Genomic DNA, 24,794 nt, shown 5'->3' with positions numbered 1-24,794 from the left:
TTCTAGACAGCCTTTCACGCCGGCGGGCGTGGACCTACCGGCAGGTAGATTTCGAAGGCTGTTCCGAGGCCGGGGATGGAGCTGGCCAAAATTTTTCCTTGATGATTTTCCACAATGCCATAGACCACGGAGAGCCCAATCCCTGCCCTTCTGCCGAAGGGCTTCGTGCTGAAGAAGGGCTCGAAAATCTTCTGTAAGGTTTCGTGGTTCATCCCTATGCCGGTGTCGGCGACCGTGAGCACGGCATAGGTGCCCGGCTTCAACCCGGCCGCCGGAAGATCGCTTTCGTGGTGGAACGTCCGTTGTTCCAAGAGGATCGACAGCGTTCCCCTGTCCGGCATGGCGTCCAAAGCGTTGGCGATGAGATGCTGGAGCATGCGCTCCACTTGCCCGGGATCGGCCCTAACCCAAACAGGGGTGGCGGGCACGGAAAGGGTGAAATGGATGTCTCGGGGCATTGTGCCCGCCAGCGTGTCTTGAAAATCTCGGAGTTTCTCGGCCAGGTTCAGGATCTCAAAAGTGGATGCGTGGTCGCGACTGAAGGCCAGAAGCTGTTCCACGAGCTGTCTGGCTTTGAGCGCTGCTTCGCAAATGGTTTTTGCTTGTCGTTTCAGCGGGCTGGCATCGTCCAGAAACCGGGAGAGCATGTCCCCATAAGCAAGAATTGGAGTGAGCAAGTTGTTGAAATCGTGCGCGATGGCTCCGGCCATCCGCCCGACGGATTCCATTCTCTGGGCGTGCCGCAGATGCTCTTCCAACCGTTCCTTTTCCTCCTGAGCCCGGAGTCGCGCCGAAATATCTCGAGCCATCAAGAACAGCACGGGCTCTCCCCGTACAGTGAGCGGCTTGGCGCTGATTTCCACCGGGACCGTGAGGCCCTGTCGGGTTCTGAGGTAGCCTTCCACGAGGCACGCGTCCCGCTCGTTGAGCTCGGCAAGGCATCGGTCCACCAAGTCTTCTGTTTCTGAAGCATCGATCATGCCGTCCCATGGGGTGTCCACCAGTTCCCTTTTGGAAAACCCCAAAAGATGAGACGCCGCCTGATTGGCATCGACAATTCGGCGGTCGCTGATGCGCACCACCAAAAGGGCATCTCCGGCCAGCTCGAAAAGCGCCGCATATTGCCTTGTGGATTCTTCCAGATCCTGCCGGGTGCGGATGCGTCCGAGGGCGTTCCCCAAGTGGGCTGCGGCGGTTTCCAGAAACGTTTTTTCGCCCTGAGAGATGACCGTTCGAGTGCGCGATGCCGCGTTGAGGCAGCCGACCACCCGACCTTCGTAGTGGATGGGCACGACGGCTATGGCTTTAAGGCCTTCCCTCGCTTGAGGATCGGACTTGATAACGGGCAATTCTTCATAAGTGGTGTATAAGGGCCTGGCCATGACCAGCTTCATAGTGGGGGAGTCCGAAGGGTAGGTCCCAACGGCCTTGACAAAATCTTCAGACACCCCCTGGTGACACACTAGCCGCAGTATGCCGTTTTTCTGATCCAAGAGATAGATGCCGCCGCATTCCATGTCCACCGTCTGGAGGATGGCATCGAGCACAAGTTGGATACGCTCATCCAAGTGGGTCATCGTCGAGAGAAGCGCGGCGATCCAGCGTTGCATGTTTTCCCGACGTTCTCCCTCCTTGATGCGCGTGATGTCCGTATGGGTGCCGATCATTCGCAGGGCTTTCCCTGAATCGTCCCTTTCCACCGCCATGCCCCGGCCGAGGATCCATTTCCAGCCGCCGGACTTGGTCCGCATGCGGAATTCGACGGCGAACTGCTGCACTTCGTTGTCGATGCAGCGCTGGTTTTCTCTCAGGGCCCGTTCACGGTCGTCAGGATGCACTCTTTCCAGCCATTCGGTGAGATTTCCGCTGAACTCCTCAGGATCGAAGCCGAGCATGCGAGTATACGCAGGGTTGTAGTGGACCCGATGAGTCCGTACATCCCAGTCCCAGATACCGTCGGACGTGGCTTCCATGACCAAACGGTAACGCGTTTCGCTTTCCTGCAACGCCTCATGGAGCGCATCGATCTCGGCTTTGCGTGAAACCGTCTTTTTGGACCTGTTGATCATATTCGAACCTTCCCTCATCGGATCGTTGGGGCGGATCGAATCGTTCCACCGTGACGGCCGGTTCCGGCCCAGGACCGGCCGCAAAGTGAAGATTCGATCGGCATGTTGCCGAAAGAGATCCAGATGGTGGTGACTGATGACCAGGACCTGAAACCCGAGCTTGTGGGCGATGGTGTGGACAATACGCATCAGGCGAGGCACCAGGTCGGGCCGAAGCCAGCAGTCCTGCTCGTCCAGCACAAGAAACCGGCGGTGTTCACACTCGTCCAACTCGGACAGGGCGATGAATCGAAGCCCCACGGAAAGAACGTTGCAGACCGATCTCCCTTGTCCGCGCAGAATATCTTCCGGTTTGCCGTCGCGTTCAATGCCGAAGTGAATGTGCACCTTGCCGAATCTGACTTCTCGGGACGACACCACCCGAAGATCCTGTCCCAAGATGTCCTGCAAGGCATAGGTCAGGTTGGTTTCCACCGCGTGCAGAATGCCTCCAAAATATCCGGTGGCGAGTTCTTCCAGCTTGTCGGCGACTGCCGGTTGCATTTTGAGGAACTCTTCCAGGCGCTGGAGAGCCTCCTCTTTTTCGCGGATCTCCTTTTCCATGATCTCGGCGCGAAACTTTAGAGCGGTGAGGCGATCCCGCAGCGTCTTGAGCTCGGACAGCGCCTCATCGGTAAGGTCGTGGTGTAGTTGTCCGTTCACGCCGCCGTCTCCGCTTCCGAAGCAGCGTCAATCTCGTCCAAAGCCTCCTTGATGGAACGGATGTGTTCTTTGTACTCGGCGACTTTGCGGGCGTTTTCTTTTCGCCATTGGGCGAGCAAAGTTTTGAGTTCCTCCACGTCGCTGGTGCCGTATTTGGCTTCGGCCTCTTTCCTCAGCTCCTCTAAACGTTCTTTCAGGTTTTGAAGCGTCGTGTCGGTCTCGATTTTTTTCCTGTGAAGCTCTTCGTATTCTTTTCGGAGACTTTCTAAACTTTTTTGAATTTCCTTGTCTTCCTGAGAAGCCGACAGGTTGGGCATGCGTTCAGGCTCTGGGGACATTTTTCATGACCTCCTCGTATAGATCCCAGATAATGGGCGTCACAGGGTCTCCAGGGTTGAGATTTTCTTCAAGAAAAGCTTTCAGCCCGATGCCTTCTGTGGTCTTCCTCAGGGCGAGGTTTTCCAGGCCCCGGATGAAACGCGAGACATCCAGAGGACCATCTCCGGGGGGGAATGTCGCCTCCAAAGGTGGGAAGACCGCATGGAAAGGCTCGTGAGGCACCTCAATCCTGGAAGGTTCGACATTTGGCGGAGTCCAGACGGCCACGGCGGGCCGCAGGTTTTTTGTGATCTCGCTTCGGGTGATCCGCGTGAGGCTTCCTGGGTTGATCCAGAGCGTTTGCCCGCGTTTTTGCGGTGGTTTGGGCGTGTGGATATGACCGTTGACCAGGAGGTCTACCCCGGGAATCTCCCGTAGGGCGATCCGGCCGGCCTCGTAATCGGGAAAGCTGATATTGTGGTGCGTCACCCAGACCACCCAGTCGTGCCCGTGACGGTCAACAGCCGAAGGGATTTCTGTCCAGTCAGGGGATGAGCCTATAAGGACTCGTGTGTTTCCCATTTGGAGGCTCGCGACTGGGCCCGCTCGGTCCAGGAGAACAATGACGCGGGCAGCGTTGAGAACGGCTAGAGATACGTCCGGAGTCAAACGGGCCTCGTGTTTGTCGTGGTTTCCCACCAAAACCCATGGGCGCACCGTTCGAAACAGATCCATGAGCTCCACGAGAAGACTGTTGGGATTGTCCCTAGGGACGTGAAAAAGATCTCCGAGAATTACGGGAAGGAGGCCGTTTTCTTGGGCTTTTTCAAGACAGAAAGTCAGCTTTTTGAGGACGGTGGCCCGGTAGTCGTCCATGCGGTGCCCTGGTGGATACGCCGCCACATGGGGGTCTCCGATGAACATGAAGCCGCAAAATTCCGTATATACCGGCAAAGCGTCCTTAGGCGGAGCCGCCAAAAGAGTTCGATCAGACATGACCAGCCTCCAGGAAATGATCCGGGTCCATGGGCTGTCGACAGAAGGGGCATATGGGCAACTTCTTCATGATCTCTTGCACCGCATGGCGTCTGAGTTCCAATTCATCTTCCAAATGGCGCTGTTCGTCTCGGAGGCGGCTGTATTGTTCTTGACTTTGCGTCATGGCGCCCACCAGCTGCAGGAGCGGTTCCAGGTCGCGCAGACCTGGCGGCGGCTCCAGACGTTCCAGTCGACGGCGCTTTGATTCCCCCTCCTTTATTATTTCGTGAAGATCCTTTAGTGCCTGGAGTGTTTGAAGAAGTTCCGCTGTGGGGTGAAGCTCCGGTGGAGGAGTAAGCGAAATCAATTGTTCATGCCTGGCGCCGGTATTTTCAAAGCTGGACTGTATGGCGCTTAACGCTCTGCAGGTGGATTCGAGCCCCTGGACACCCTGAAGCTCGGGAGGCGTGCGAAGATTGTGCGCAGCCTGGTTTCGCTTTCCCTCCACTTGCAGGCGCCTGAGCGCGTCATCCAGGCGTTCGATCACATTTGTTAATATCTCCGTATCCATGAGCTGGGGTGGCTCCTTCATCCGACCGTAGACTTGCGAACGACGGGAATCGCGATCGATGGTACGGCCCGTGCCCTCGAGGGCACTGACTAAAGCGTCCAGTATCGCGGCATCCTCGAGTTGAGGGGGACGACGCAGAGGTGTGAGGCATGCGGAAAATCCTTGGGTTCTGTGGATGAGACTATCGATTTTTTCCAATGTGTGGGTGATCTCCTCCAGGGGTGTGAGATCGATCAGTGGGGGAGGGTTCCTCAGATTTTGGAGCTCTCGGGATTTTTTGGAAAACGTTTCAAGACGACGCAGAAGACTTTGTTCCTGATCGATGAGGGCTTTCAGGGCGGGGATTTCCCGATGGGCGGCCTTAATCTGGTCGGACAAGTTCTCGGCCTTCTCCATTATTTGGGCAGCGGCCGCCAAGGATGCAAATCCGGCGAGTTCCCTCTTCCGCTGGCTGATGTCATTCTCTAAGCGCAGACGTTCTCTTTGCGCATCGGCGGTGCGATCCCTAAGAGCCTGCTGCATGGCCAGCAGATATTCGGCTTCTGTGGAAGCGGCAAAGAATCCGGCGGCTTGGCTCCCCGATTGATCCAGCAAAAAAATAGGGGTTCGTTGATTCCCGATATGGATATCCACGGAGCCTTCGTTCGTCCTCAGGCTGCGAATGCGAAGGATGGCTCGTATCTCCTCCGGCACGTTGCCGCGGCCAAATTTGGCGTAGGTTTCTTCTCTCCCGTCGGCAAAACGCGCCTTGTAGAGCGCCGAGCTCGCCGTGCGTTCCCACTGGACCCACGAGCCATCGTCCAGTTCCAGGCGCACAACGGCTTTTGACGCTCCATGGCGGATGAGTTGGGGCGAAGGCGGGTTTTCGGTGAGACAACGTAAAGCTTCCACGACTGCGCTCTTTCCCGTATTGTTCGGTCCGGTCAGAACGTTCACATTCCGGTGGAGTTCCAGGACCGTGTGTTTGTGCGTCATGAAATTTTCGATCACCAGACGGCGGATCATACATTTCCCCAAGACGTTGTGTGGTTGGATGCCAATGCTTTTGACCTTATACTTGTTCCGGAGGTTTCCTGTAAACTCACTTTTACCTTAATCCATGCGACCGCGTCTGTTTTAAAGGATATATCATATTGAATGTGCCTATTTTGTATACTCTCGGGTATCCCATCAAATTTTCACCTGGTAGGTTCATCCATTCGGATGTCGGAAGGCCGTCCCGCTCCGTCCCGTTCCACGGATTCGGGTTTATCGTTATGTCAAACCCCGCCATGTCACTGATATTCTTATAGGGTCGCCCCCCGTGGTCGCCCCGATACCGAGTCTCACCCTCATCCAGCGGACTGCAGCGATTCAGGGCAGGCACGGGGGCCTCCCCCTACGGCATCGTTGCCCGAGGCCGGCATTGATTCCAAATCATGACCAAAAGCTCATATCCAATGGCGGCATGCCACGGATTCGGGGGGATGCCGATGCTTTTGACTCTATACTTGTTCCTGAGGTTTCCTGTAAACTCACTTTCCAATCGGCATGGCGTCCAAGGTGAAGGTGAACCCTTTTCCCCTTAGATTTCGGCGGAAAGGTTCGTGATGGATTCCAAGAGTTTGCGCCCATACGGAAGGAACGAAGTCCCATGGAAAATCTAAGTCCCGGCAGGAGGCCGTTATCGTTCACTCAGCCGAACGAAGACATCGACCCCCTCATCGAGGAGTTGATCACAAGGGCCGGCCAAATCCAGCACCGTTCCCTGGTGCGCGAAATGATTTTAGCGGCGCTCAAAGCGGGCCAGGAAAGCCAATCCATCCTCGACCTCAAACTCATGAACACCACCCTGAAGGAAATGCGCTTCACGGCCAAAATTTTTTCGCCCTACCGTCATGTCCGGAAAGTCACCGTGTTCGGATCCGCCCGCACCTCTCCTGGAGAACCCATCTATGAAATGGCCCGGTCTTTTGGCAAGAGCCTTGCCGAGGCGGGTTTCATGGTCATCACGGGCGGTGGGCCTGGGATCATGCAGGCGGCCAATGAGGGCGCCGGGCCGGACCGCTCTTTCGGCGTGAATATTCGGTTGCCATTCGAGCAGGCCGTTAATCCGGTCGTCGGACAAACACCCCGATCCATTACATACAAGTATTTTTTCAATCGAAAGGTGGCTTTTCTCAAGGAAGCCGATGCAGTGGCCCTCTTTCCCGGAGGGTTCGGCACCCTCGATGAAGCCATGGAAACCTTAACTCTGCTTCAGACGGGAAAGCATAATCCCATACCTTTGGTGCTCCTCGAAGAACCGGATGGGACCTACTGGGTCCGATGGACCCAATTTCTTCAGGATGAACTCTTGTCTCGCGGGCTGATTTCCCCGAGCGACTTTTTCCTCTTTCGACGCATTCCATCAACGGATGGAGCGGTCGAGGAGATTCGACAATTCTACCGGCGCTACCACAGTCTCCGTTATGTCAAGGAAAGCCTGATTCTCCATTTGTCCGAACCGTTGCCCGTTGGCGCCGTGGATCGCTTGAGCGAATCGTTCCGAGACATTCTCCGGCCCGGCGGGACGATCCGCATTGGGCCGCCTCATGATGTGGAAAAAGACGATCCCGCGTGCATGCGTTTGACGCATCTGTACGTGGATTTCAACCGCCGGGACTTCGGTCGGCTGCGGCAGCTCATTGACGCCGTCAATGCGGCATGAAGCCGGTTTTTCAAATACATTTCCTGCAGGACATGGCGAAACGGTCTTCCGCTTCTCATGATTCCCGCATGGGCTCCACCACAGGATAGGAGCTCCCGAGTTTCTGAAGAAACTTGCGGACTTCGGCCCAGGTCTCCATCGCCTCGCGTGGGGCTCGGCACCGCACGCACACCGTCGGGCCTTCCTCCGTGATGCTCGGGTAGAGACCGATGTCCACTTCCGTGTGCTCGGACGCGAAGCGCTCGACCTCTTCGGCGATCTCTCCTTCAGGGATTTTTAGCGTGATTTCCAGCACCCGGGTCTTGGGCCCGTCATCCGGTCCGAAGAGACGGGTCAAAGTTGCCTGCGCCATGGGGTGGAGCATCTCAGGAAATCCCGGGAAGGCATACACAGGGTCGACGAAAAACCCGGGTGCGCCGATGGGATTGTCGATGAGTTGGGCTCCTTCGGGGAGCCAGGCCATCCTTTGGCGTTGGGCCGTGAACTTGTGCCCGTAACGCCTAGCCAGTATCTGAAAACATTCCTCGTGTTGGACCAGGGAGCGTCCCAAAGCTCGGGCGACACCCTGTCGGGTGCGATCATCGTGGGTGCCGCCGATGCCCCCGGATACGAAAATCGGACGGTAGCCTTTGTGAACGAGTGTCGCGACATGATCCCCGATGGCAATTTCGTCGTCGGGCAGAACCATGGCCACCTCGGCGGGGTGGCCGAACCGCGCAAACGTCCGAAGCAACCAAAGAAGGTTGTCGTTCGATCTTTCCCCATAGAGCAGTTCCTGCCCTACAGTTGCGACGGCAGGCCTCCAAGGTTGCGTCTGTTCACCCATGGGAAATCCTGATTGTGTCCCTTGTGATTCGGGTTCTAGACGACAAGCGGTATGTGCCGGTCCCATGACCTATGAACTGGCTGAATCATTTCCACCATAAAAAATCCTTAATTCTTTTTCCAGAACCTTCCGATGAGGCATACCAAAGGCGTCTTGAGGCATTCCATTTGGCTTGAGAGGGAGACAAGTTATGACAGACGGCGCACAAGTTTTGACGGGTCGGCGGGTGTTAGCGTTCTGGCTTTTGTTTTTCGTCATGGGGATGTCGTCCGCTTGGGCCAAGGACTATAAACAATGCGTTCTCCTAGACGTTCAGCAGCCATCGAACAAGATTGTGTTTGAGTCAGACAACACGACAAACAGTGTGGTTCTTGATTCCAAAATGCTCTTCTTCAATACCGGCGACAGTTTCAACGTGAGCGTCACCAACAAATGCAATGACCCCGGGACGCTCTATGTGACCGTTCAGGTTCCTGAGCCCGGTGGGGGGGCGAGCCGCTATTATCACAGTTTGAACACGGACAGTCTCTTACCGGTCATTGAATTAACGGAGGAGAAAAAGGCCTATGCCGAGGATTTCCCCAAAGGGGCGACCACCTTGTGGTCATTTGTCGTCAGCGAAGAACTCCATTTTCAAGGGCCTGTGATCTTCGAAGCTTACTTGATCAAAGACGGTCAGACCGTCGGCTTCGATTCCAAGACGGTCTACATTAATTTTGACATTACCGATCCCTGAGAATTCACCCCAGGGGTGGGATGCCGGCACGGCCCCCGAGGCGGCGGGCAACCTGGGCCGCCGCCCAAGATGCCCATCGAAAGCGCTTTTCCACGGGCCAAGCTTCCAGTAGCCCGTAGACGTAGGCTCCATGGAAAACATCTCCACAACCGGTGGTGTCCAGCACGTCGACCGCAAAAGCCCCTTGGAATTTCATCTCGCCATCGGCGCAATAGAGACTCCCCTTCGGGCCCAAGGTCACCGCCGCGATCTTGGGCCCGAGAGCGGCCAGTTTTCGGCAGGCTCCTTCTGGATCGTCACCCCCCATAAGACTCCGGGCAAAGGTTTCCGAAGCGATGAAATGATCGCTCCATCGGGCCAGCTCCAGCATGCCGTCCCGGAGGGAACCGGCGTCCACCACGACGGGTATTTCCCAGGCTCGGGCTCTTTGGGCGAGAGCCACGGCTGCCTGGATGAACAACCCATCGGTCAGGATGACCCGGCACCGGCACACGGCCTCCCAGGGTATTTCATCGGGCTGAAGGGGTGCTCCCGTCGGCCGCCGCCAAAAAATGGTGCGCCGTGCCGAGGCGGGTTCAGCGACGATAAAGGCGAATTGCGACCCGCACCCTTCCCGCACCCGCACCCCTTCTGTCTGGATCCCTTCACGTCGGAGTGATTCCACGATTTCGGCGCCGAATGCGTCATCACCGACAAGCCCGCAAAAAAAGCAGCGTTTCCCCCAGCGGCTCAGGGCCACCAGAGCCGTGGCCACGGGGCCGCCTCCCTGGACGGTCAAATCCCGAAATTCACACTTTGTGTCCGGTTGGGGAAACCCATCGATCACACCAAGGTAGTCGAGAGAACATTGACCCAGTCCAAAGACGTCCCACTGCGGATCCTCAAGTCTTTTCTCCGGCTCTTCAAGCACCTCGCCGAACTGTTCGTGGGGTGAGGCCATAAGAGGGAGCTCCTCGGAAGGGAACCGGGCGCCCGAGACGACTCCTGTCGGACAAGCGGCTCGGGGGCTGACACCTCAATGCAAAATTTGGCTGAGAAAGAGTTTGGTGCGCTCGTGTTTCGGATTGGAGAAAAACTCTTCGGGAACGTTTTCTTCCACAATGCGGCCGCCGTCCATGAAGAGAATGCGATGAGCGACACTTCGGGCGAAGCCCATCTCGTGCGTGACCACAAGCATGGTCATGCCTTCCTGGGCCAATTCGATCATGACGTCCAAAACCTCCTTGATCATCTCTGGGTCCAGAGCCGACGTCGGTTCGTCGAAAAGCATGACTTTGGGGTTCATGCATAAGCTTCGGGCGATGGCCACGCGTTGCTGCTGGCCGCCGGACAATTGTCCCGGAAACTTCCGAGCTTGATCGGCGATATGGACCTTGTCCAGATAATACATTGCGGTTTCCTCGGCCTGCTTTCTCGGGACCTTGCGCACCCAGATAGGGCCTAAGGTGAGATTTTCGAGGACGGTCAGGTGCGGGAACAGATTGAAGTGCTGAAAGACCATACCCACTTCCGAACGGATCTTCTCGATGTTTTTGATGTTGTGGGTGAGTTCGATGCCGTCCACGATGATGCGACCCCGCTGGTGTTCCTCGAGTCGGTTGATGCATCGAATGAGGGTCGATTTCCCTGAGCCTGAAGGGCCGCAGATGACGATCCGTTCCTTGGCGCGCACTGTGAGGTTGATTCCGCGAAGCACATGGAATTCGCCGAACCACTTGTGCACATCCATCATTTCCACCATTGGCGTGGCGTCGGGGGGCGGTTGTTGTGGCTGAGGTTTCGTCATGAATGGAGATCCTTTTTGTGGCCGTGCGGGGTTCAGCGGTCCGTGGAAAGCTCCCTTTCCAGCTTTCGGCTATAGTGGGACATGGAAAAGCACCCGGTAAAATAGAGGAGTGCGAGGAACAAATAAGCTTCCCGGCTGAAACCCATCCATTCCGGATTGGACAGCACGGTTTGGGTTGTCTTGAGCACATCGTACAAGGCGATAATAACCACGAGAGAGGTGTCCTTGAAGGCCGAAATGAGGATGCTCACCGTAGGGGGGATGACAATCTTCAAAGCCTGGGGAAGCACCACGAGCCGCATGGTGAGATAGTAATTGAGCCCGAGGGATTCGGCGGCTTCGTACTGACCTCTAGGGATGGCCTGAAGTCCGCCACGGACGACTTCGGCGATGTAGGCGGCCGTAAAAAGGATGATGGCCGCCTGGGCTCGCAGAATCTTGTTGATGGTGATGCCCGCAGGCAGAAACAAGGGAAAGATGATGGAGGACATGAAGAGCAGGCTGATGAGCGGCACACCGCGGATGAGTTCGATATAGACGATACAGAGGGTTTTCATGGCCGGCATCCGGGACTGTCGGCCCAAGGCCAGCAAGACTCCCAGCGGATAGGCCGCAGTGAGGCCGAAAACGGCAAGAAGAAGGGTGAGCGGTAATCCCCCCCACTGGGTGCTTTCCACGCGAGCAAGGCCCGGAACACCGCCGGCCATGAGGGTTCCCATGGCGGCCAGGCCGACGATCCAGGCATAGGCCAAAGTTTTGGTCCAAAACCTGCGTTCCCTGGAAAAAAACAAAAGCCCCACCAGGATAATCATGGCCACCGTCGGGCGCCATTGCTGATCGTAAGGGTAAAAGCCAAAAAGGATGAACCGGATGTTCTGACTGATGATGGACCAGCAGGCCCCATCGGCCTGTCGGCACATGGCCGACGGCGTGGCCCAGAGGGCCTCTGCGAAGGCCCAACGCACGAAGGGTGGGACCGTTTTCCAAAGAAAAACGAGGGTCAGTAGTGTCAATACGGAATTGAACGGGCTGCTGAACAAATTATGGCGCAGCCAGCCAAGGGGGCCGACCGTGGTCACCGGCGGTCTCACCGCGTCAGATGCGGCCGCATCGCGGCTCGGGATCGTCTGCCCGGATCCGCTCATCGTTCCACCAATTTTGCTTTTTTGTTGTACCAGTTCATGAAAGCCGACGTGGACAGGCTGAAAAAGAGATACACGATCATGATCAAAGCCACCCCTTCGATGGACTGCCCCGTCTGATTGATGGTCGTGTTGGCGACGGAGACGAAGTCCGGGTATCCGATGGCCACGGCGAGGGAACTGTTTTTGGTCAGGTTGAGCATCTGGCTCGTCAATGGGGGGATAATCACCCGAAGGGCTTGCGGGAGGATGACCAAGCGCAGCACCTGGGCCGGTCTTAAACCCAAGGACATGGCCGCTTCGCGTTGGCCTTTCCCCACGGCTTGAATGCCGGCTCGAACAATTTCCGCCACGAAAGCCGCCGTATACAGCACCAATCCCAGCAGCAAGGCCGTAAATTCCGGACTGAGAGTTTTCCCGCCGGCAAAATTGAACCCCTGCAACTCAGGAAGTGTGATCGCCCGGGGGCTGCCAAAGGCCCACCAGGTGAGGACGGGACTACCCAAGAGGAGAGCCACAGAGACCCGAAAGACGGGGAAGGTGCGACCTGTGCGGTCTTGACGCCTTCGAGCCCAGACACGTAAGCCGATGACGGCAAGCATGGCCGCCACGAACGCAAGGATCATGAAACGCCAGGCCGGGTGAGGGTCGACCGAGGGGACGATCAGACCGCGGTTGCACAGGTACACGCCTGTGAAGGGACTTAGGGCGTGGCGCGGCCCCGGAAGCATCTCGTAGAACAGAGCGTACCAAAAGAAAAGTTGGAGCAGGACCGGAATATCCTGCAAAACCTCAATGTAAACCGCCGCAAGGCGGGCGACGAGCCAGTTGGAGGAAAGCCGTGCGATGCCGATGAACGTCCCGAGCACAACCGTCAGCAGAATCCCTAAGGCGGCGACTTTGATTGTGTTCAGGGCGCCGACGAGAAGAGCTCGCGCATAGGTGTCCGCCGCGTTGTAGGGGATCAGCGATTCACCAATCTCAAAGGCCGCCTCTTTTTCAAGGAATCCGAACCCCGTGGCAATCTTTTGCCGTTGGAGATTTGCCACGGTATTGCTAATAAGATACCAAGCCAGAAGGGCCACAGCCGCCAGCACCAATACCTGAAATAGCACGGCCCGGAATCTCGGATCCAACCAGAAAGGCTCGTGGGGACCAGAATCATGGGTGGATCCTTTGGAAAGCGGATGCAAAATAAACCTCCGTCCACTGGCAAATCGGGCTTCTAAAAAATACCGATGGACTCCCCCGCAGAGGCTCGTTTTCGACTGGCCTCAGTCCTGATGCGGGTGTCTCCGCTCAGCCCGAAGCCCCGTAAAACCGCTGACAATTAGAAAACCACCCTCCGGCATGGTGTTCAATCGTTCAGTAGACCAGGGGGAGCATCGTTCTCCCCCTGGAGTCACGGGTTTCATTGTCCACAAGCGCGTTTTTGCCGGTATGACGGGTCCCACCCGTGGTGTCTTCCATGGGCGGCCCTGGAGCAAGTTTCCCGGAGAAGGCCGGCGGCCTATGGAATCAACGGAAAGGTGCGGCATACATGAGGCCGCCTTTGTTCCAGAGGGCGTTCAGGCCCCGTTCCATGGCCAAGGGTGTCTTGGGGCCGACATTCCTCTCAAAGATTTCCCCATAATTGCCCACCTGTTTCACGATGTTATAAGCCCACTTGTCGTCCAAACCTAAGGCGGCGCCGAGTCCGGGGGTCACGCCCAAAAAGCGTTGGATTTCCGGATCGGGGCTCTTGAGCATCTCATCCACGTTTCGGGATGTAATCCCGAATTCTTCCGCCTGGATCAAAGCCATGACGGTCCAGTTGACGATGTCGAACCATTGGTCATCCCCGTGGCGGACCACCGGCGCTAGAGGCTCTTTGGAGATGACTTCCGGAAGGATAATGTAGTCTTGAGGATTGGGGGCGACGGCCCGATGGCCGGCCAACTGGGAGACATCCGAAGTGAGACAGTCGCATCGGCCGGAGAAGAAGGCTTTGTTCAATTCCGCATTCTGTTCGATGACCACGGGTTTCCATTGAAGGTTGTTTTTGCGAAAGAAGTCCGCGGCGTTCAATTCCGTGGTGGTTCCGGGAAGAACGCACACCGTGGCGCCGCTCAACTCTTTGGCGCTCTTTACCCCTAGTTTCTTGGGGACCATGAACCCTTGTCCGTCATAGAAATTGACGTGGGCGAAGTTCAGACCGTTGGTGGTTTCCCGCAGGAGCGTCTGGGTCGTGTTCCGGCACAGGACATCCACTTCTTTAGACTGCAGGGCGGGAAGCCGCTGGACGGCCGTCAAGGGCACGAACTTGATCTTGGTCGCATCCCCGAAAATGGCTGCAGCGATCGCCCGCGCCGTATCGACATCCAAGCCTTTCCATTCTCCTTTTTCGTCAGGCATACTGAAACCGAAGACCTGGCCGTTCACGCCTACGGTGAGGTATCCCCGGGCCTTGACCTCGTCCAGGGTGCCGGCGGAGGCGTTGATGGCCCAACCCGCGAGCACTGCGATGACCAAAAACCATCTGGCTGTCTTCATAAAGCTTTCCTCCTTGCTGTGTCGGTTTGCGTGAAGCGTGGCCTCTGCTTCCTCCCATCCGGTGCCGAGGGCCACTGCTGACCCACCGGCATGACCGTCGTTTCCGGGATCACGCTCCCGTGAAACGGTTTTCCGTAAAGCTTCGGAGGACTCCTCAGGTGTTCACCGGCGACGTGCCTCACGACAACGGCCCGGTGAGGCAAAACCGCCGTTCGTGGCCCCTTGCGGGCACGGCCGGCCGGTTGTTGGGTTTGCGTCGTTTCGTTGGGCCCGGAGCAGGGAGGCAAAGGCGGGATTCCATGAAATGGCACAGGGCCCACTCTTATATACTGCGACAGCCGATCTTCGCTCAATGATTTTTCACTCCCTGCGCCGTGGAATCCGGCTAAGAGCTTGTGCTATAAGCCGAAGGGGCAAAGACGACGTGTGGGCGTCGCTCTTTTTCCCGCGGGCGGATCGGTGCCGGGCTCGAGCGCACCTTGCCGTCCTTGCTCCGAAAAGGATTCTTCCAGAGGCTCGGCCGAACTCCGGTCCGCCGCCCAGAAAACACGCTGCGGGAAAGGCTCTGTCCGAACAAGGGAAGACAGCACAGGCCGAAGAAAAAAAGAGGTGACTTATGGGTTTGACGTTTTTGGACGGCAATGAAGCGGTGGTCCGTGGGGCTGTGTATGCGGGCTGCCGTTTCTTTGCAGGATATCCCATCACGCCGGCGAGCACCATTCTGTCGGGCATGTTGGAGGCCCTTCCCCCCTTGGGGGGGATCGTCCTCCAGGGGGAGGACGAATTAGCCTCCATTGGAGCCTGCCTCGGCGCCTCCATGGCCGGACTCAAAGCCATGACAGCCACCTCCGGCCCGGGGATCAGCCTGTATAGCGAAAACATTTCCTTTGCCGTCGGCAGCGAAATTCCCCTGGTCATTGTCAACGTGATGCGTCAGGGGCCGTCTACGGGGGCGGCGACACGCGGCGCCGACGGCGATGTCCAGTTCATGCACTGGGGGCATTCTGGAGGGCTTCCTGTCGTCGTGCTCGCGCCCACATGTCCGGCGGACTGTTTCACCTTGACGGTCCATGCCTTTAACTTGGCGGAAAGACTACGCTGCCCGGTTTTTGTCGCTTCCAGTAAAGAGATTGGTATGACGCGGGAAACGGTGGCCTTCGATGAGGTGGAAAAACCCGAGGTGGTCCATCGAAAAGCCCATGTCGAGGGGCCTTATCTTCCGTTTGCGGCCGGTCCCGACGGTGTGCCGGCATTTCTTCCCATCGGCGGGTCGGTGTGCGTCCGCCAGACCTCTTCCATGCACGGTCCTGACGGTTACCTCACCAACAGTCCCACGGTCATGCAGGCGGTGGTGGAACGGTTGAAGCACAAGGTGGAATCCCAGATCGAATCGTTTTCCTTCTTCGATTGGGACGATCACGCAGGGGCCCGCACCCTGATCGTCACCTACGGCGTGACGGCTCGATCGGCACGTGCGGCCGTCTCGCGACTCCGCGCTCAAGGAAGGGCCGTGAGCCTGCTGATCCTCAAGACATTGTTCCCCGTCCCGGAAAAGGTTCTCCGTGCGGCCGCCGAGCCGGTCCGAAAGGTGCTCGTTGTGGAAGCAAACCTTGGGCAGTACGTGGATGAGGTCAGGCGCGTGGTGTGTCCCAAGGTGGTCGACTTTTTCGGACTCATGTGTGGCCGCATGATTCAACCCGATGAGATTGTTCGGGAGGTGATCCGTGCCGAGTCTTCTTAATCCGTCGCGTCCCCCGGTTTTTTGTCCTGGGTGCTCGCACGAGCGGAGTCTTCATGCGTTGGACAGGGCTTTTCAGCGGCTGGGTCTGGCGGCTCATGAGGTGGTCATCGTGAGCGACATCGGCTGCTCTGGGTTATTCGATGTCTTTTTTGCCACACACGCGTTCCATGGCTTGCATGGCCGAGCGCTCACCTACGCAACAGGCATCAAGCTCGCCTGTCCCCACACCACGGTCGTGGTCGTCATGGGGGACGGCGGCATAGGCATCGGAGGGGCTCACCTGCTGGCCGCATGCCGCCGCAATCTGGATTTGACCCTCCTCGTCCTCAATAATTTCAACTTCGGCATGACGGGCGGGCAATACTCATGCACGACGCCTCAAGACGCTCGAGTGGGATCGGCCTTTCTGAACACGTTGGAGATTCCATTGGACTTGTGCCGCACAGTCGCTGCGGCGGGGGCTCCGTTTGTGGTGCGTCGTTCCATCTACAGCCAGGACCTCTCGGACAAACTCGTTCAAGCCCTGCGATACCCCGGATTTTCCGTTGTGGACATCTGGGGAGGGTGTCCCGGCCGATATCTTAAAGCGAACCCCATGTCACCCGAGGATTTGCAGACCTTGGTGGAAAAAGCTGGACTGTGGGACGGTCCTGTCCCGGGCAATGAAAGGCGGGAGTACGGATCCACCTACGCCGAACATTTGGGGAAGGCCGAGCCCAGGTGGGAGTGGGCAGGGACACCACCTCAGAGCCGTGCAAACCTCTTTGGCCGATACGGGACAATCTTTTTGGGCGCCGCCGGAGAACGGGTCCTTTCCGCAGGGTATCTCTGGGCGATGACGGCCGTTCGAGCGGGTCTTCACGTCACTCAGAAAAACGATTACAACATCACGGTCATGCGGGGCCCTTCCATTGCAGAAGTGCTTTTGTCCTCCGACCCCATTGACTATCCCGGGATCGAACATCCCGATGCGGTGGTGGCCTTGGCGCGTGAAGGTGTAGAGCGATTGGCGGACTCGTGGGGGCATGTCACCACGCGGACGGTGGTCATCCACGCGTCGGACGTGGACGTGCCGGCCCATGTGGGGCAAACCGTTGTGGTGGATTTCAAGAAAGCGGAAATCGGAAGAAAAGATCGAGCGATGGCCTCTTTGGGGATCTTGGCGAGGGTGTCCGGAATCTTTCCTGTGGATGATCTCATCCAAGCCGCGGCATCGACATTGGCGCCGTCCCAGCGCGAGCAAGCGTCGAACCTCATCCGAAAGGGATATGCACTAGCCGCAGGGTGATTTGAAACGCCTTTTCGGAAGACCTGACGAAGACAATGGCGAAAACATCGGGTTCCAAGACTGACGGCAAGCCCAGGATTGAGAGCGCGCGTAGGGTTGGATCCAGGCTTTACTGGATGCGGTTTTCTCGGCCCAGGGGATCTCTCATCGAGGATCAAGGAGTTTTGAATCGCGTGGCTGATGCGGCTCTGTCCCCGCGCCTTATGAAAGAAAACGTTCCGCGGCGTTCCCCCGGAGATCCAGAACGCCACCTCTCAAGGCACCGATGGTCTCCTTCAGGCATTTCCGGACACCGTTTCAGGATGTCTGGCCATGGACTCCTTGGGTTGCTGCTCCACGCATGGATCGCGTTTTTCATGGTGGGTTCGCCGAGTTTTGCCCTGACCTTGGAGGAGGCTGTCAGAGAAGCTCTAGCCACGCATCCTCTGGTGAAAGCCGCCGAAGAGGACCTCCAGGCGCGAAAGGCACTGGAGCGATCCAGCCTCTCACCTTACGTTCCATCGGTGGATTTTTCCGGATCTGTGAACCAGATTTCCAGAGATGACATCGAGGACCGCAGAGATCAGTCGTCCCTAGAAGCGGAGTATCTTCTGTTTGATGGCGGGACCCGGTATGCCGACCGTTCCGTGGCCAAGATCCAATTGGCGCAAGCGGAAGAATCGTTCCGCGCCTCGAGACTCGATGTGGTTCGCAATGTGTGTGAGGCTTTTTTCCTCGTGCTGGCGAGAACCCGCATTCTGGCGGAGCGCACGATCCAGGTGGAAGATGCACGCAAGGATTTGGAAATCGCCGAAGGGCGCTACCGGCTGGGCGTGGCCATGAAATCAGACGTTCTTCAAGCTGCGGTGCGCTATGAAGAATCCCTTTACGAGAAGAGCGGTGCCGAAGGCGATCTGTCCACGGCTCGGGCGACCTTGTGGTCGCTTGTAGGCCGACCGTTGGATGCGGGCGAGGAAGCCGAGGGGGCTCTCGAATACCTTGGCACCCTCAAAGACCGCGAGGCACTGCTGGCCCTGACGGAGGCGCAACGTCCCGAAGTGCGGCTGGCCCGGCTGGGAGTGACCTTGGCCGACATCCAGTATCAGAAAACCCGTTCTCCTTTTCTCCCCAAAATCGCGGCACAGGCGGCCTACACGAGCAACGACGGGACCGGCGTTTATGCAGAAGTCTATGATGAGAAGCGGGTCGGTCTGACCGCCTCATGGAACCTCTTCCGTGTGGACAAGTTTTACGATCGCAAGGCGGCTTCGGCCCAACTGCAGGCGGCGAGGGAGCGCCTGTTGGAAGCCCTTCGGCAGGGCCGTCTGGAGTGTTACAGTCGTTACGACAAGGCGCTGACGGCGCGTCGTAACGTCGATCTCGCCAGGTCGGTTCTTGTGCAGGCGGAACACAATTACCAGCAGGCACTGGGGGAATACCGTGTCGGCAAAGGGGATGTGTTGTCTCTTGTGCGGGCGGAAAGTGCGTTGGGGACGGCTCGGGTTCGGCTCCAAGAAGCTTTGGGCGCCTGGAACGTGAGCTTGGTTGAACTGCAGCGGGCCGTGGGTGCGGAGCGACTCGACGAGCTGATGAAAGCGGAGTGATCTGCCTTGAAGAGATGGTTGATTGTGGTGATTGCCCTTGGGCTCGTGGCGGCAGGTGGTTTCGGATACCGAAAATGGCGGGCACCCGCGGCGGTGCAGGTCCTGGAAACGGCTGTGGTCGAAAAGGCGTCCATACGCGAGGTTCTGGTGGCCACAGGCATGATCAAGGCCCAAGTCGGGGCGTTGATTAAAGTGGGTTCTCGGGCCACAGGGGTCATTGAAGAAATGCGGGTCCGCGTGGGCGATGTGGTGAAGAAAGGGGATCTTATCGCCCGGATCGACGATCGCGAAATTCAGAAAAGCCTCGCCGTGGATCGGGCTGCTTTGGAAGCCGCCCGAAACACGCTAAAGGAAGTGCAAAGCACGTATCCCCAAAAAATCCGGGAGGCAGAGGCTCGATTTCGTTTGGCGGACATCAACCTGCGCCGGGAGAAGGCCTTGATTGCCCAGGATTACACGACCAGGGATGCGGTGGACCGGGCGCAGTCGGAGTACGATGCCGCCCTTGCGGTTCTTCAAAGACTGCGCCAGGAATGGGAGACCCAGCGGGCCGTGGCCGCAGCGAAACTGCAGGAGGTTGAAGCCAGGCTCAAACAGGATGAGATTCGCCTGAGCTATACCCGGATCCACGCGCCCATCGATGGGGTGGTCACCGATGTGACGGCGCAGCAAGGGGAGACCATTGTTACAGGTCTGCAAACGGCGAACCTTGTGGTGATCATGAATCCATTCCAGCTGGAAATGCAGATCTATGTGGACGAAACGGATATCGGGCGCGTGCATCCAGGTCAGTCCGTAGAGTATTCCGTGGATACTTATCCAGATCGCGTTTTTGCGGGAACGATTACAGATATTTACCATCAGCCCGTCATCCGGGATAACATTGTTTATTATTTGGCCATTGTGAAAATCCGTCAGGAAGATGCCACGGCGCTTCGACCCGAAATGACCACTTATTGCCGGATTGTTCTCACGGAAAAGGCAGAAGCTGTGTCCGTGCCCAATGCGGCGATCAAGTTCGAAGGAGGCCGCCAACTCGTCTATGTGGTGGACGAAAAACACAAAATCCCCGAAAAGGTTCAGGTGACCGTGGGGGTTCGCGGAGAAAACCGCACAGAGATCTTATCCGGAGTGACCGAAGGGCAGGTTGTGGCTACAAAAATCATTCTTCCTCAGAGCCCGACCAGTGCGGGCCAGGGACGGCGTTAGGTGATGTGGGTGGCCCGCCCGTCCCGGCGGAGGCCGGGTGGGAATGGTGGAGCACAAATGGCACGCAGGGACTGGCCGGAGGCCTCGGCCATGAGCCGAGGCCTGTTCATGGTGCAGCGCCGAGTTCGGGAGTGACGTGCTCATGAGCCTTTGCGTCCTAGAAGACGTAAAGAAAACTTACATGATGGGGGACGTGCGCGTGGACGTACTCCGGGGGGTGAGCTTCACCATTGAACCCGGGGAATTGACGGCCATCATGGGTCCGTCGGGTTCGGGCAAGACGACTCTGATGAATATCTTGGGGTGCTTGGATGTGCCCACCGAAGGGCGCTATATCCTCTCGGGAAGAGAAGTCACCCACATGAGCGATGATGAACTGTCCCGGATGCGCAGCGAGCACATCGGATTCATCTTCCAAAGCTTTCATTTGCTCCCCTATGCCACGGCCCTTGAAAACGTCTTGCTGCCGACGTTGTATCTCGATCGAAAACTAGACGGCCGTCGAAAACGTGCCATGGAGCTTCTGAGCTTGGTTGGATTGCAGGATCGGGCGAACTTCAAGCCAAGCCAATTGTCGGGGGGGCAACAGCAGCGTGTGGCCATCGCACGGGCACTCATGAATGCACCGCGCCTGGTCTTGGCGGACGAACCCACAGGCGCCTTGGATTCGGCGACAGCACAAGACATCATGGAGCTGCTCACAAACCTCAATGCCCAAGGGACCACGATTGTGGTGGTCACGCACGATCCGGAAGTTGCCGGCTACACTCGACGCATCCTTCGAATGCGGGACGGTGTGATTGTGGAGGACGCGGCTCCCGTGGCCAAAGCTCAAGGTGGTATTCCAGCAGTTTGTCTGTGAAGGGGCGGAGGGATTTTTCCGGCCTCCGAAGCAGTAGGAAAAGCGACCAAGGCCACCGCTGAAGTTTCGACCTTGCGGAATCTCCAAGCGTTGGTGAGCCATAGCGTTTTTTACAGAAGGAGAGTTTTTAAAGGAAGTCACAGGCAAGCGGGAGAGGACGGCGCGGACGGACTATGGGACGAATTTGGCTTCAGATCGCCGACGCGTGGCGGGCTGTGCGGGCTTATCGACTCCGCGCCGTGTTCTGCTCTCTCAGCGTGGCCTTGGGTGTGGGAGCCATCACAGTCATTGTGGCGGCCACCGAAGGTGCCTACAAGCGGGCTTATGACATGGTGGACCGATTCGGCCCAGACGCCATGCTCATTTTTGGAGAAGGCGAAGAAGCCAGAGCCGTCGGACGGCGGGAAAAAAACATCACCGTCGACGACGTGGAGGCGCTGCGCCAGGCGTTTCCTACGGCGTATCTGGTGGTGCCCATGAGCTCCCGGGGGGATATGATCGTCGCCTACCGGAATCGGAAACATCAGACCCGACTTACCGGGACCACGGCGGGGTACAGCCAGAGCTGGTCATGGCCGGTGACCGACGGACGGGACCTCACCGAACAAGATGTCAAGGGGATGCGCAACGTGGCCCTCATCGGGCGCACCATTGTGCAAGAACTCTTTCCCGATGAGGATCCCATCGGCAAGTCCATTTTTGTTCGCAACCTGGCCGTGCAAGTCATTGGCATCCTGGAGGAGCGGGGCTCGACGGGGCCGGGACACAACTTGGATGATCGCATCGTTATGCCCATCACTACGGTGATGAAAAAGATTCTCAATGAGAGAGACCGGATCCAGGCCGTGCGCATGCGTTTTGTGGACCCGACCCGCATGGATCATTTTGAGGCCGAGGTGCGTGCGTTCATGCGGAAACGTCACAATCTTCAGGAAGGCCAACCGGACGATTTCCGCATTGTTTCCCCAAAAGAAATCATCAAGTTCCTGGTGGCTCTGACCGGGTCCCTGATGGTCTTCATCGGTGTGACGGGGGTGTTGTCCCTTGTGGTGGCCGGCTTTGTGCTTGCGAATCTTTTTCTGCTCTCCGTCAACGAGAGAATCCCGGAAATTGGCATCCGGCGCTCGGTGGGCGCCAGGCGCCATGATATCCTTGCCCAATTCCTTCTGGAGGCGGTCACTTTGACCGCAGTGGGCGGACTGATCGGGTTTGGCATTGGGGTATTGGGCGGCCCGCTGCTCAAGACGGTGGCCGAATTTCCCCTGCATTTTTCTTGGAAAGCTTTCACGGTCGGCATGGTGATGGCCACGCTGGTGGGGGTCATTTTCGGGATGCAGCCGGCGCGAAAAGCCGCTGCGGTCCAACCCATCGAAGCGGTGCGTAAAGGATCATGAATCATGACCCTGCGACGTGTCTTGCTCAATCTCAAAATTGCGCGCCGTTCCCTGGCGAACTTCAAACTCAGGACCGTCCTGGCCGTGCTTGGGGTTTTTTTGGGGACGCTGTCTTTGGTGACCGTATCCAGCCTTTCTCAGTCCATGGCCCTGAAGACCCGCCAAGAAACGGCGGCCTTGGGGGAGAATTTGCTCATCGTGCAGAGCGGCACCGTCCGGACCTTCGGCATGCGCACGCAACTCATTTCTCAAGCCACAACCTTGACTCAGGAGGATGCCGAGGCCATCCTGAGCACCGCACGGTTTGTGGAGGATGTGACCCCGACTTCGGGCAAAAGCTTTGTTGTCAGAGCCGGCTCGACGGTGCTCAAAGATGTCATGGTCACGGGAGTTCGCCCCAACTTCCCGCAGATCCGCAACTTCCATCCGCGTCTTGGGCGTTTCGTTTCCGCGGAAGATGAAAGAAAGGCCGCTAAAGTCGTCGTTCTGGGGCAAAAGGTGGCGGCCAAACTCTTTGGCGGGGAGAACCCCGTGGGCCAAATGGTTCTCATCCGCCGTGTGCCGTGCCAGGTCATCGGGGTCATGGAAGAAAAAGGCGCCGACATTTCTGGATTCGATCAAGACAACCAGATCTTTATGCCGCTGAAGACCTTTCTTCATCGCTTCGTGAACAAAACTTACATTTCCACCATTTACGTGCGGGTGATGAGAGAAGATTTGTTGTCGGCCTCCAAAAAAGACATCGAGGATCTCTTACGGGTGCGCCATAAGATCGGGCCCGGCAAGCAGGATGATTTTTCCGTCGTGGATATGCGTGATGTCATGCATCTTAAAAGCGAAGCGATGACCATGATCACCCTGTTGGGACGCATTGCCGCGGTGGTCTCTTTCGCCATCGGGGGCATGGGGATTCTGTCCATCATGATTCTGATCGTCAACGAAAGGCGCCTGGAAATCGGGTTGCGACGTGCGGTAGGGGCAAGGCGGAGGGACATCGCCACGCAGTTTCTCACGGAATCCTCAGCCATCGCCCTGTTGGGGGGCTTTTTGGGCAGTCTCATCGGAGTGTTGTCCAGTGGGGTGATTTTCACTGTGCTTCGGTATCCTGTCGTCACTTCCTGGTTGGGATTGGTGGGTGCCTTTGCTGCGTCGGTGGCCGTGGGGATTGGGGCAGGGATTTATCCGTCGCGAAAAGCCCTGGCGATCCAGCCGGTGGACGTGATGCGATCCGAAGCCCGATAGACGCTAGACGCCGGATCATGAAAAAAGCGCTGGTGGTTTTCCTGATCACAGTTCTTCTCGGATCGGCCGCCTGGTGGTTTCGGCCTGGCCGGGCTCCTTCATTTGAGGATGTGGCCCAGAAGGCCGTCAACAAATGGGGCGCCGTGAAAAGAGCCGCCTGGAAAACGGCCAAAGGGCCGTCTGGCGAAAAAAACCTCTCCTCACTCCCCGAAGGGGAAGACGGCCAACAGTGGGTCGAACCCACCACGGGCATGCCTTTCGTATGGGTTCCAGGTGGATGTTTTCCCATGGGCAGCGAGGAAACGGAACAGGGTCGGGATCGTGACGAGGGGCCGCTCCACGAAGTGTGTGTCGATGGGTTCTGGATGGGCCAAAGGGAAGTCACCCGAGGCGAATTTCGCCGCTTTGTGGAAGCCGCCGGGTATGTCACCGATGCGGAAAGGGAAGGCTTTTCGTGGGTCTATACCGGCACGTGGGAAAAAGAGGGGGCTATTCGTGGAGACGGCCCGGTTTCCATCAAGACGACACTCACCCGGTGGTCCATGTGTCTTTGAACGATGCTTTGGCGATGGCAAAATGGATGGGAGAGCAGGTGGGTGCATCCTTCGGGTTGCCCACGGAAGCTCAATGGGAATACACGTGCCGGGCCGGTCGGTTGGAACCCAGGTTTTGGGGTGGGGATTCCCAGGAGGCATGCAGTTACGCCAATGTGGCGGATATGACAGCGGCCAAGGAGTTTCCGTCATGGGTGGTCCATGGATGTGCCGACGGCTATGTGTTTACGGCGCCGGTCGGGACGTTCCAACCCAATGGGTTTCGGGTGCACGACATGCTGGGGAATGTGTGGGAATGGTGTACGGATGCCTACGATCCTTTAGGTTATCGGAAGCATGGGGTGAAGAATCCCGTCCTCAGCGATCCGCCTCAGGGAGCACGGGTGATCCGGGGTGGCAGTTGGTACAGCCGACCGGACCATGTGCGTTGCGCAAAGCGCGACGCCCTCAGCCGACCCGATCGGCGCAGCCAGGATTTGGGATTTCGACTCATCCGCCAGTAAGTCTCCGCGGTTTAGGAAAAAAGCGGCCTCGTGGAAGCACAATGAAGCATAGAGACTTGACGATCGAGG

Annotated in this window: 21 protein-coding genes; 11 read left to right on the top strand and 10 right to left on the bottom strand. The window is 57.6% G+C overall.

Translation table 11 applies throughout. The annotated features are described in order from the left end of the window. Nucleotides 1-14 precede the first annotated feature (14 nt). From ACZ5K9_RS06345 to ACZ5K9_RS06330, 4 genes are read right to left on the bottom strand one after another with little or no spacing between them, the layout of a single operon-like run. The gene (locus ACZ5K9_RS06345; RefSeq protein ID WP_464273586.1) at nt 15-2,771 is read right to left on the bottom strand and encodes a PAS domain S-box protein; all 2,757 of its coding nucleotides are present in this window, start codon (nt 2,769-2,771) and stop codon (nt 15-17) included. Beyond that, complete coding sequence (locus tag ACZ5K9_RS06340) at nt 2,768-3,109, bottom strand: hypothetical protein (RefSeq protein WP_464273585.1); 342 nt, start codon at nt 3,107-3,109, stop codon at nt 2,768-2,770. The genes ACZ5K9_RS06345 and ACZ5K9_RS06340 overlap by 4 nt, the downstream gene beginning before the upstream one ends. Next, nucleotides 3,093-4,085: a metallophosphoesterase gene (locus ACZ5K9_RS06335; RefSeq protein ID WP_464273584.1), complete on the bottom strand. Its 993-nt coding sequence runs from the start codon at nt 4,083-4,085 to the stop codon at nt 3,093-3,095. The genes ACZ5K9_RS06340 and ACZ5K9_RS06335 overlap by 17 nt, the downstream gene beginning before the upstream one ends. Continuing rightward, on the bottom strand, nt 4,078-5,643 hold the full coding sequence (locus ACZ5K9_RS06330) for an AAA family ATPase (protein WP_464273583.1): 1,566 nt from the start codon (nt 5,641-5,643) through the stop codon (nt 4,078-4,080). The genes ACZ5K9_RS06335 and ACZ5K9_RS06330 overlap by 8 nt, the downstream gene beginning before the upstream one ends. A gap of 628 nt (nt 5,644-6,271) precedes the next feature. On the opposite strand from ACZ5K9_RS06330, the gene ACZ5K9_RS06325 reads away from it, so the two are divergent. Continuing rightward, nucleotides 6,272-7,327, top strand: a complete 1,056-nt coding sequence (locus ACZ5K9_RS06325) for an LOG family protein (protein WP_464273582.1) — start codon at nt 6,272-6,274, stop codon at nt 7,325-7,327. 55 nt (nt 7,328-7,382) lie between these two features. Here ACZ5K9_RS06325 and ACZ5K9_RS06320 read toward each other — a convergent pair whose 3' ends face one another. Next, complete coding sequence (locus tag ACZ5K9_RS06320; RefSeq protein ID WP_464273581.1) at nt 7,383-8,153, bottom strand: competence/damage-inducible protein A; 771 nt, start codon at nt 8,151-8,153, stop codon at nt 7,383-7,385. Between the two features lie 190 nt (nt 8,154-8,343). Here ACZ5K9_RS06320 and ACZ5K9_RS06315 point away from each other — a divergent pair, with 190 nt between their 5' ends. Beyond that, nucleotides 8,344-8,889: a hypothetical protein gene (locus tag ACZ5K9_RS06315; protein WP_464273580.1), complete on the top strand. Its 546-nt coding sequence runs from the start codon at nt 8,344-8,346 to the stop codon at nt 8,887-8,889. 4 nt (nt 8,890-8,893) lie between these two features. On the opposite strand, the gene ACZ5K9_RS06310 is transcribed toward ACZ5K9_RS06315, so the two are convergent. From ACZ5K9_RS06310 to ACZ5K9_RS06290, 5 genes are all read right to left on the bottom strand, one after another. Then, nucleotides 8,894-9,829: a PfkB family carbohydrate kinase gene (locus ACZ5K9_RS06310; RefSeq protein WP_464273579.1), complete on the bottom strand. Its 936-nt coding sequence runs from the start codon at nt 9,827-9,829 to the stop codon at nt 8,894-8,896. Between the two features lie 75 nt (nt 9,830-9,904). Beyond that, nucleotides 9,905-10,675 (bottom strand): amino acid ABC transporter ATP-binding protein, encoded by a 771-nt coding sequence (locus ACZ5K9_RS06305; RefSeq protein WP_464273578.1) that lies wholly within the window; start codon nt 10,673-10,675, stop codon nt 9,905-9,907. Nucleotides 10,676-10,707: 32 nt separating this feature from the next. Continuing rightward, nucleotides 10,708-11,820, bottom strand: coding sequence for an amino acid ABC transporter permease (locus ACZ5K9_RS06300; protein WP_464273577.1), 1,113 nt, complete (start codon nt 11,818-11,820; stop codon nt 10,708-10,710). Further along, on the bottom strand, nt 11,817-13,010 hold the full coding sequence (locus ACZ5K9_RS06295; RefSeq protein WP_464273576.1) for an amino acid ABC transporter permease: 1,194 nt from the start codon (nt 13,008-13,010) through the stop codon (nt 11,817-11,819). The genes ACZ5K9_RS06300 and ACZ5K9_RS06295 overlap by 4 nt, the downstream gene beginning before the upstream one ends. Before the next feature lie 325 nt (nt 13,011-13,335). Next, nucleotides 13,336-14,349, bottom strand: a complete 1,014-nt coding sequence (locus tag ACZ5K9_RS06290) for an amino acid ABC transporter substrate-binding protein (protein WP_464273575.1) — start codon at nt 14,347-14,349, stop codon at nt 13,336-13,338. Between the two features lie 616 nt (nt 14,350-14,965). On the opposite strand from ACZ5K9_RS06290, the gene ACZ5K9_RS06285 reads away from it, so the two are divergent. From ACZ5K9_RS06285 to ACZ5K9_RS06245, 9 genes are all read left to right on the top strand, one after another. After that, on the top strand, nt 14,966-16,090 hold the full coding sequence (locus tag ACZ5K9_RS06285; protein ID WP_464273574.1) for a transketolase C-terminal domain-containing protein: 1,125 nt from the start codon (nt 14,966-14,968) through the stop codon (nt 16,088-16,090). Between the two features lie 58 nt (nt 16,091-16,148). Next, the gene (locus ACZ5K9_RS06280) at nt 16,149-17,378 is read left to right on the top strand and encodes a thiamine pyrophosphate-dependent enzyme (protein WP_464273573.1); all 1,230 of its coding nucleotides are present in this window, start codon (nt 16,149-16,151) and stop codon (nt 17,376-17,378) included. Between the two features lie 356 nt (nt 17,379-17,734). Beyond that, nucleotides 17,735-18,961, top strand: coding sequence for a TolC family protein (locus ACZ5K9_RS06275; protein ID WP_464273572.1), 1,227 nt, complete (start codon nt 17,735-17,737; stop codon nt 18,959-18,961). Nucleotides 18,962-18,967: 6 nt separating this feature from the next. Beyond that, nucleotides 18,968-20,170 (top strand): efflux RND transporter periplasmic adaptor subunit, encoded by a 1,203-nt coding sequence (locus ACZ5K9_RS06270; RefSeq protein WP_464273571.1) that lies wholly within the window; start codon nt 18,968-18,970, stop codon nt 20,168-20,170. 142 nt (nt 20,171-20,312) lie between these two features. After that, nucleotides 20,313-21,032 (top strand): ABC transporter ATP-binding protein, encoded by a 720-nt coding sequence (locus tag ACZ5K9_RS06265; RefSeq protein ID WP_464273570.1) that lies wholly within the window; start codon nt 20,313-20,315, stop codon nt 21,030-21,032. Nucleotides 21,033-21,205: 173 nt separating this feature from the next. Next, nucleotides 21,206-22,426 carry an ABC transporter permease gene (locus tag ACZ5K9_RS06260; protein WP_464273569.1) on the top strand — a complete coding sequence of 407 codons (1,221 nt, stop codon included), beginning with the start codon at nt 21,206-21,208 and terminating at the stop codon, nt 22,424-22,426. 3 nt (nt 22,427-22,429) lie between these two features. After that, entirely contained in the window at nt 22,430-23,668 is a 1,239-nt protein-coding gene (locus tag ACZ5K9_RS06255) for an ABC transporter permease (protein ID WP_464273568.1), read from the top strand. A gap of 17 nt (nt 23,669-23,685) precedes the next feature. Then, nucleotides 23,686-24,222: a formylglycine-generating enzyme family protein gene (locus ACZ5K9_RS06250; RefSeq protein ID WP_464273567.1), complete on the top strand. Its 537-nt coding sequence runs from the start codon at nt 23,686-23,688 to the stop codon at nt 24,220-24,222. Next, nucleotides 24,123-24,725: a formylglycine-generating enzyme family protein gene (locus ACZ5K9_RS06245; protein ID WP_464273566.1), complete on the top strand. Its 603-nt coding sequence runs from the start codon at nt 24,123-24,125 to the stop codon at nt 24,723-24,725. Before ACZ5K9_RS06250 ends, ACZ5K9_RS06245 begins: the two co-directional genes overlap by 100 nt. Nucleotides 24,726-24,794 lie beyond the last annotated feature (69 nt).

This window comes from Desulfosoma profundi (assembly GCF_055387865.1).
The sequence above is the reverse complement of the archived record's forward strand: the minus strand, read 5'-3'. Positions and strand labels throughout refer to the sequence as shown.

Excerpts from the sequence above, each read along its gene's own strand:
- ACZ5K9_RS06340 (WP_464273585.1), bottom strand. The coding sequence starts at position 3,109 with ATGTCCCCAGAGCCTGAACGCATGCCCAACCTGTCGGCTTCTCAGGAA.
- ACZ5K9_RS06335 (WP_464273584.1), bottom strand. The coding sequence starts at position 4,085 with ATGTCTGATCGAACTCTTTTGGCGGCTCCGCCTAAGGACGCTTTGCCG.
- ACZ5K9_RS06330 (WP_464273583.1), bottom strand. The coding sequence starts at position 5,643 with ATGATCCGCCGTCTGGTGATCGAAAATTTCATGACGCACAAACACACG.
- ACZ5K9_RS06325 (WP_464273582.1), top strand. The coding sequence starts at position 6,272 with ATGGAAAATCTAAGTCCCGGCAGGAGGCCGTTATCGTTCACTCAGCCG.
- ACZ5K9_RS06320 (WP_464273581.1), bottom strand. The coding sequence starts at position 8,153 with ATGGGTGAACAGACGCAACCTTGGAGGCCTGCCGTCGCAACTGTAGGG.
- ACZ5K9_RS06315 (WP_464273580.1), top strand. The coding sequence starts at position 8,344 with ATGACAGACGGCGCACAAGTTTTGACGGGTCGGCGGGTGTTAGCGTTC.
- ACZ5K9_RS06310 (WP_464273579.1), bottom strand. The coding sequence starts at position 9,829 with ATGGCCTCACCCCACGAACAGTTCGGCGAGGTGCTTGAAGAGCCGGAG.
- ACZ5K9_RS06305 (WP_464273578.1), bottom strand. The coding sequence starts at position 10,675 with ATGACGAAACCTCAGCCACAACAACCGCCCCCCGACGCCACGCCAATG.
- ACZ5K9_RS06300 (WP_464273577.1), bottom strand. The coding sequence starts at position 11,820 with ATGAGCGGATCCGGGCAGACGATCCCGAGCCGCGATGCGGCCGCATCT.
- ACZ5K9_RS06290 (WP_464273575.1), bottom strand. The coding sequence starts at position 14,349 with ATGAAGACAGCCAGATGGTTTTTGGTCATCGCAGTGCTCGCGGGTTGG.
- ACZ5K9_RS06285 (WP_464273574.1), top strand. The coding sequence starts at position 14,966 with ATGGGTTTGACGTTTTTGGACGGCAATGAAGCGGTGGTCCGTGGGGCT.
- ACZ5K9_RS06275 (WP_464273572.1), top strand. The coding sequence starts at position 17,735 with ATGGTGGGTTCGCCGAGTTTTGCCCTGACCTTGGAGGAGGCTGTCAGA.
- ACZ5K9_RS06265 (WP_464273570.1), top strand. The coding sequence starts at position 20,313 with ATGAGCCTTTGCGTCCTAGAAGACGTAAAGAAAACTTACATGATGGGG.
- ACZ5K9_RS06260 (WP_464273569.1), top strand. The coding sequence starts at position 21,206 with ATGGGACGAATTTGGCTTCAGATCGCCGACGCGTGGCGGGCTGTGCGG.
- ACZ5K9_RS06255 (WP_464273568.1), top strand. The coding sequence starts at position 22,430 with ATGACCCTGCGACGTGTCTTGCTCAATCTCAAAATTGCGCGCCGTTCC.
- ACZ5K9_RS06250 (WP_464273567.1), top strand. The coding sequence starts at position 23,686 with ATGAAAAAAGCGCTGGTGGTTTTCCTGATCACAGTTCTTCTCGGATCG.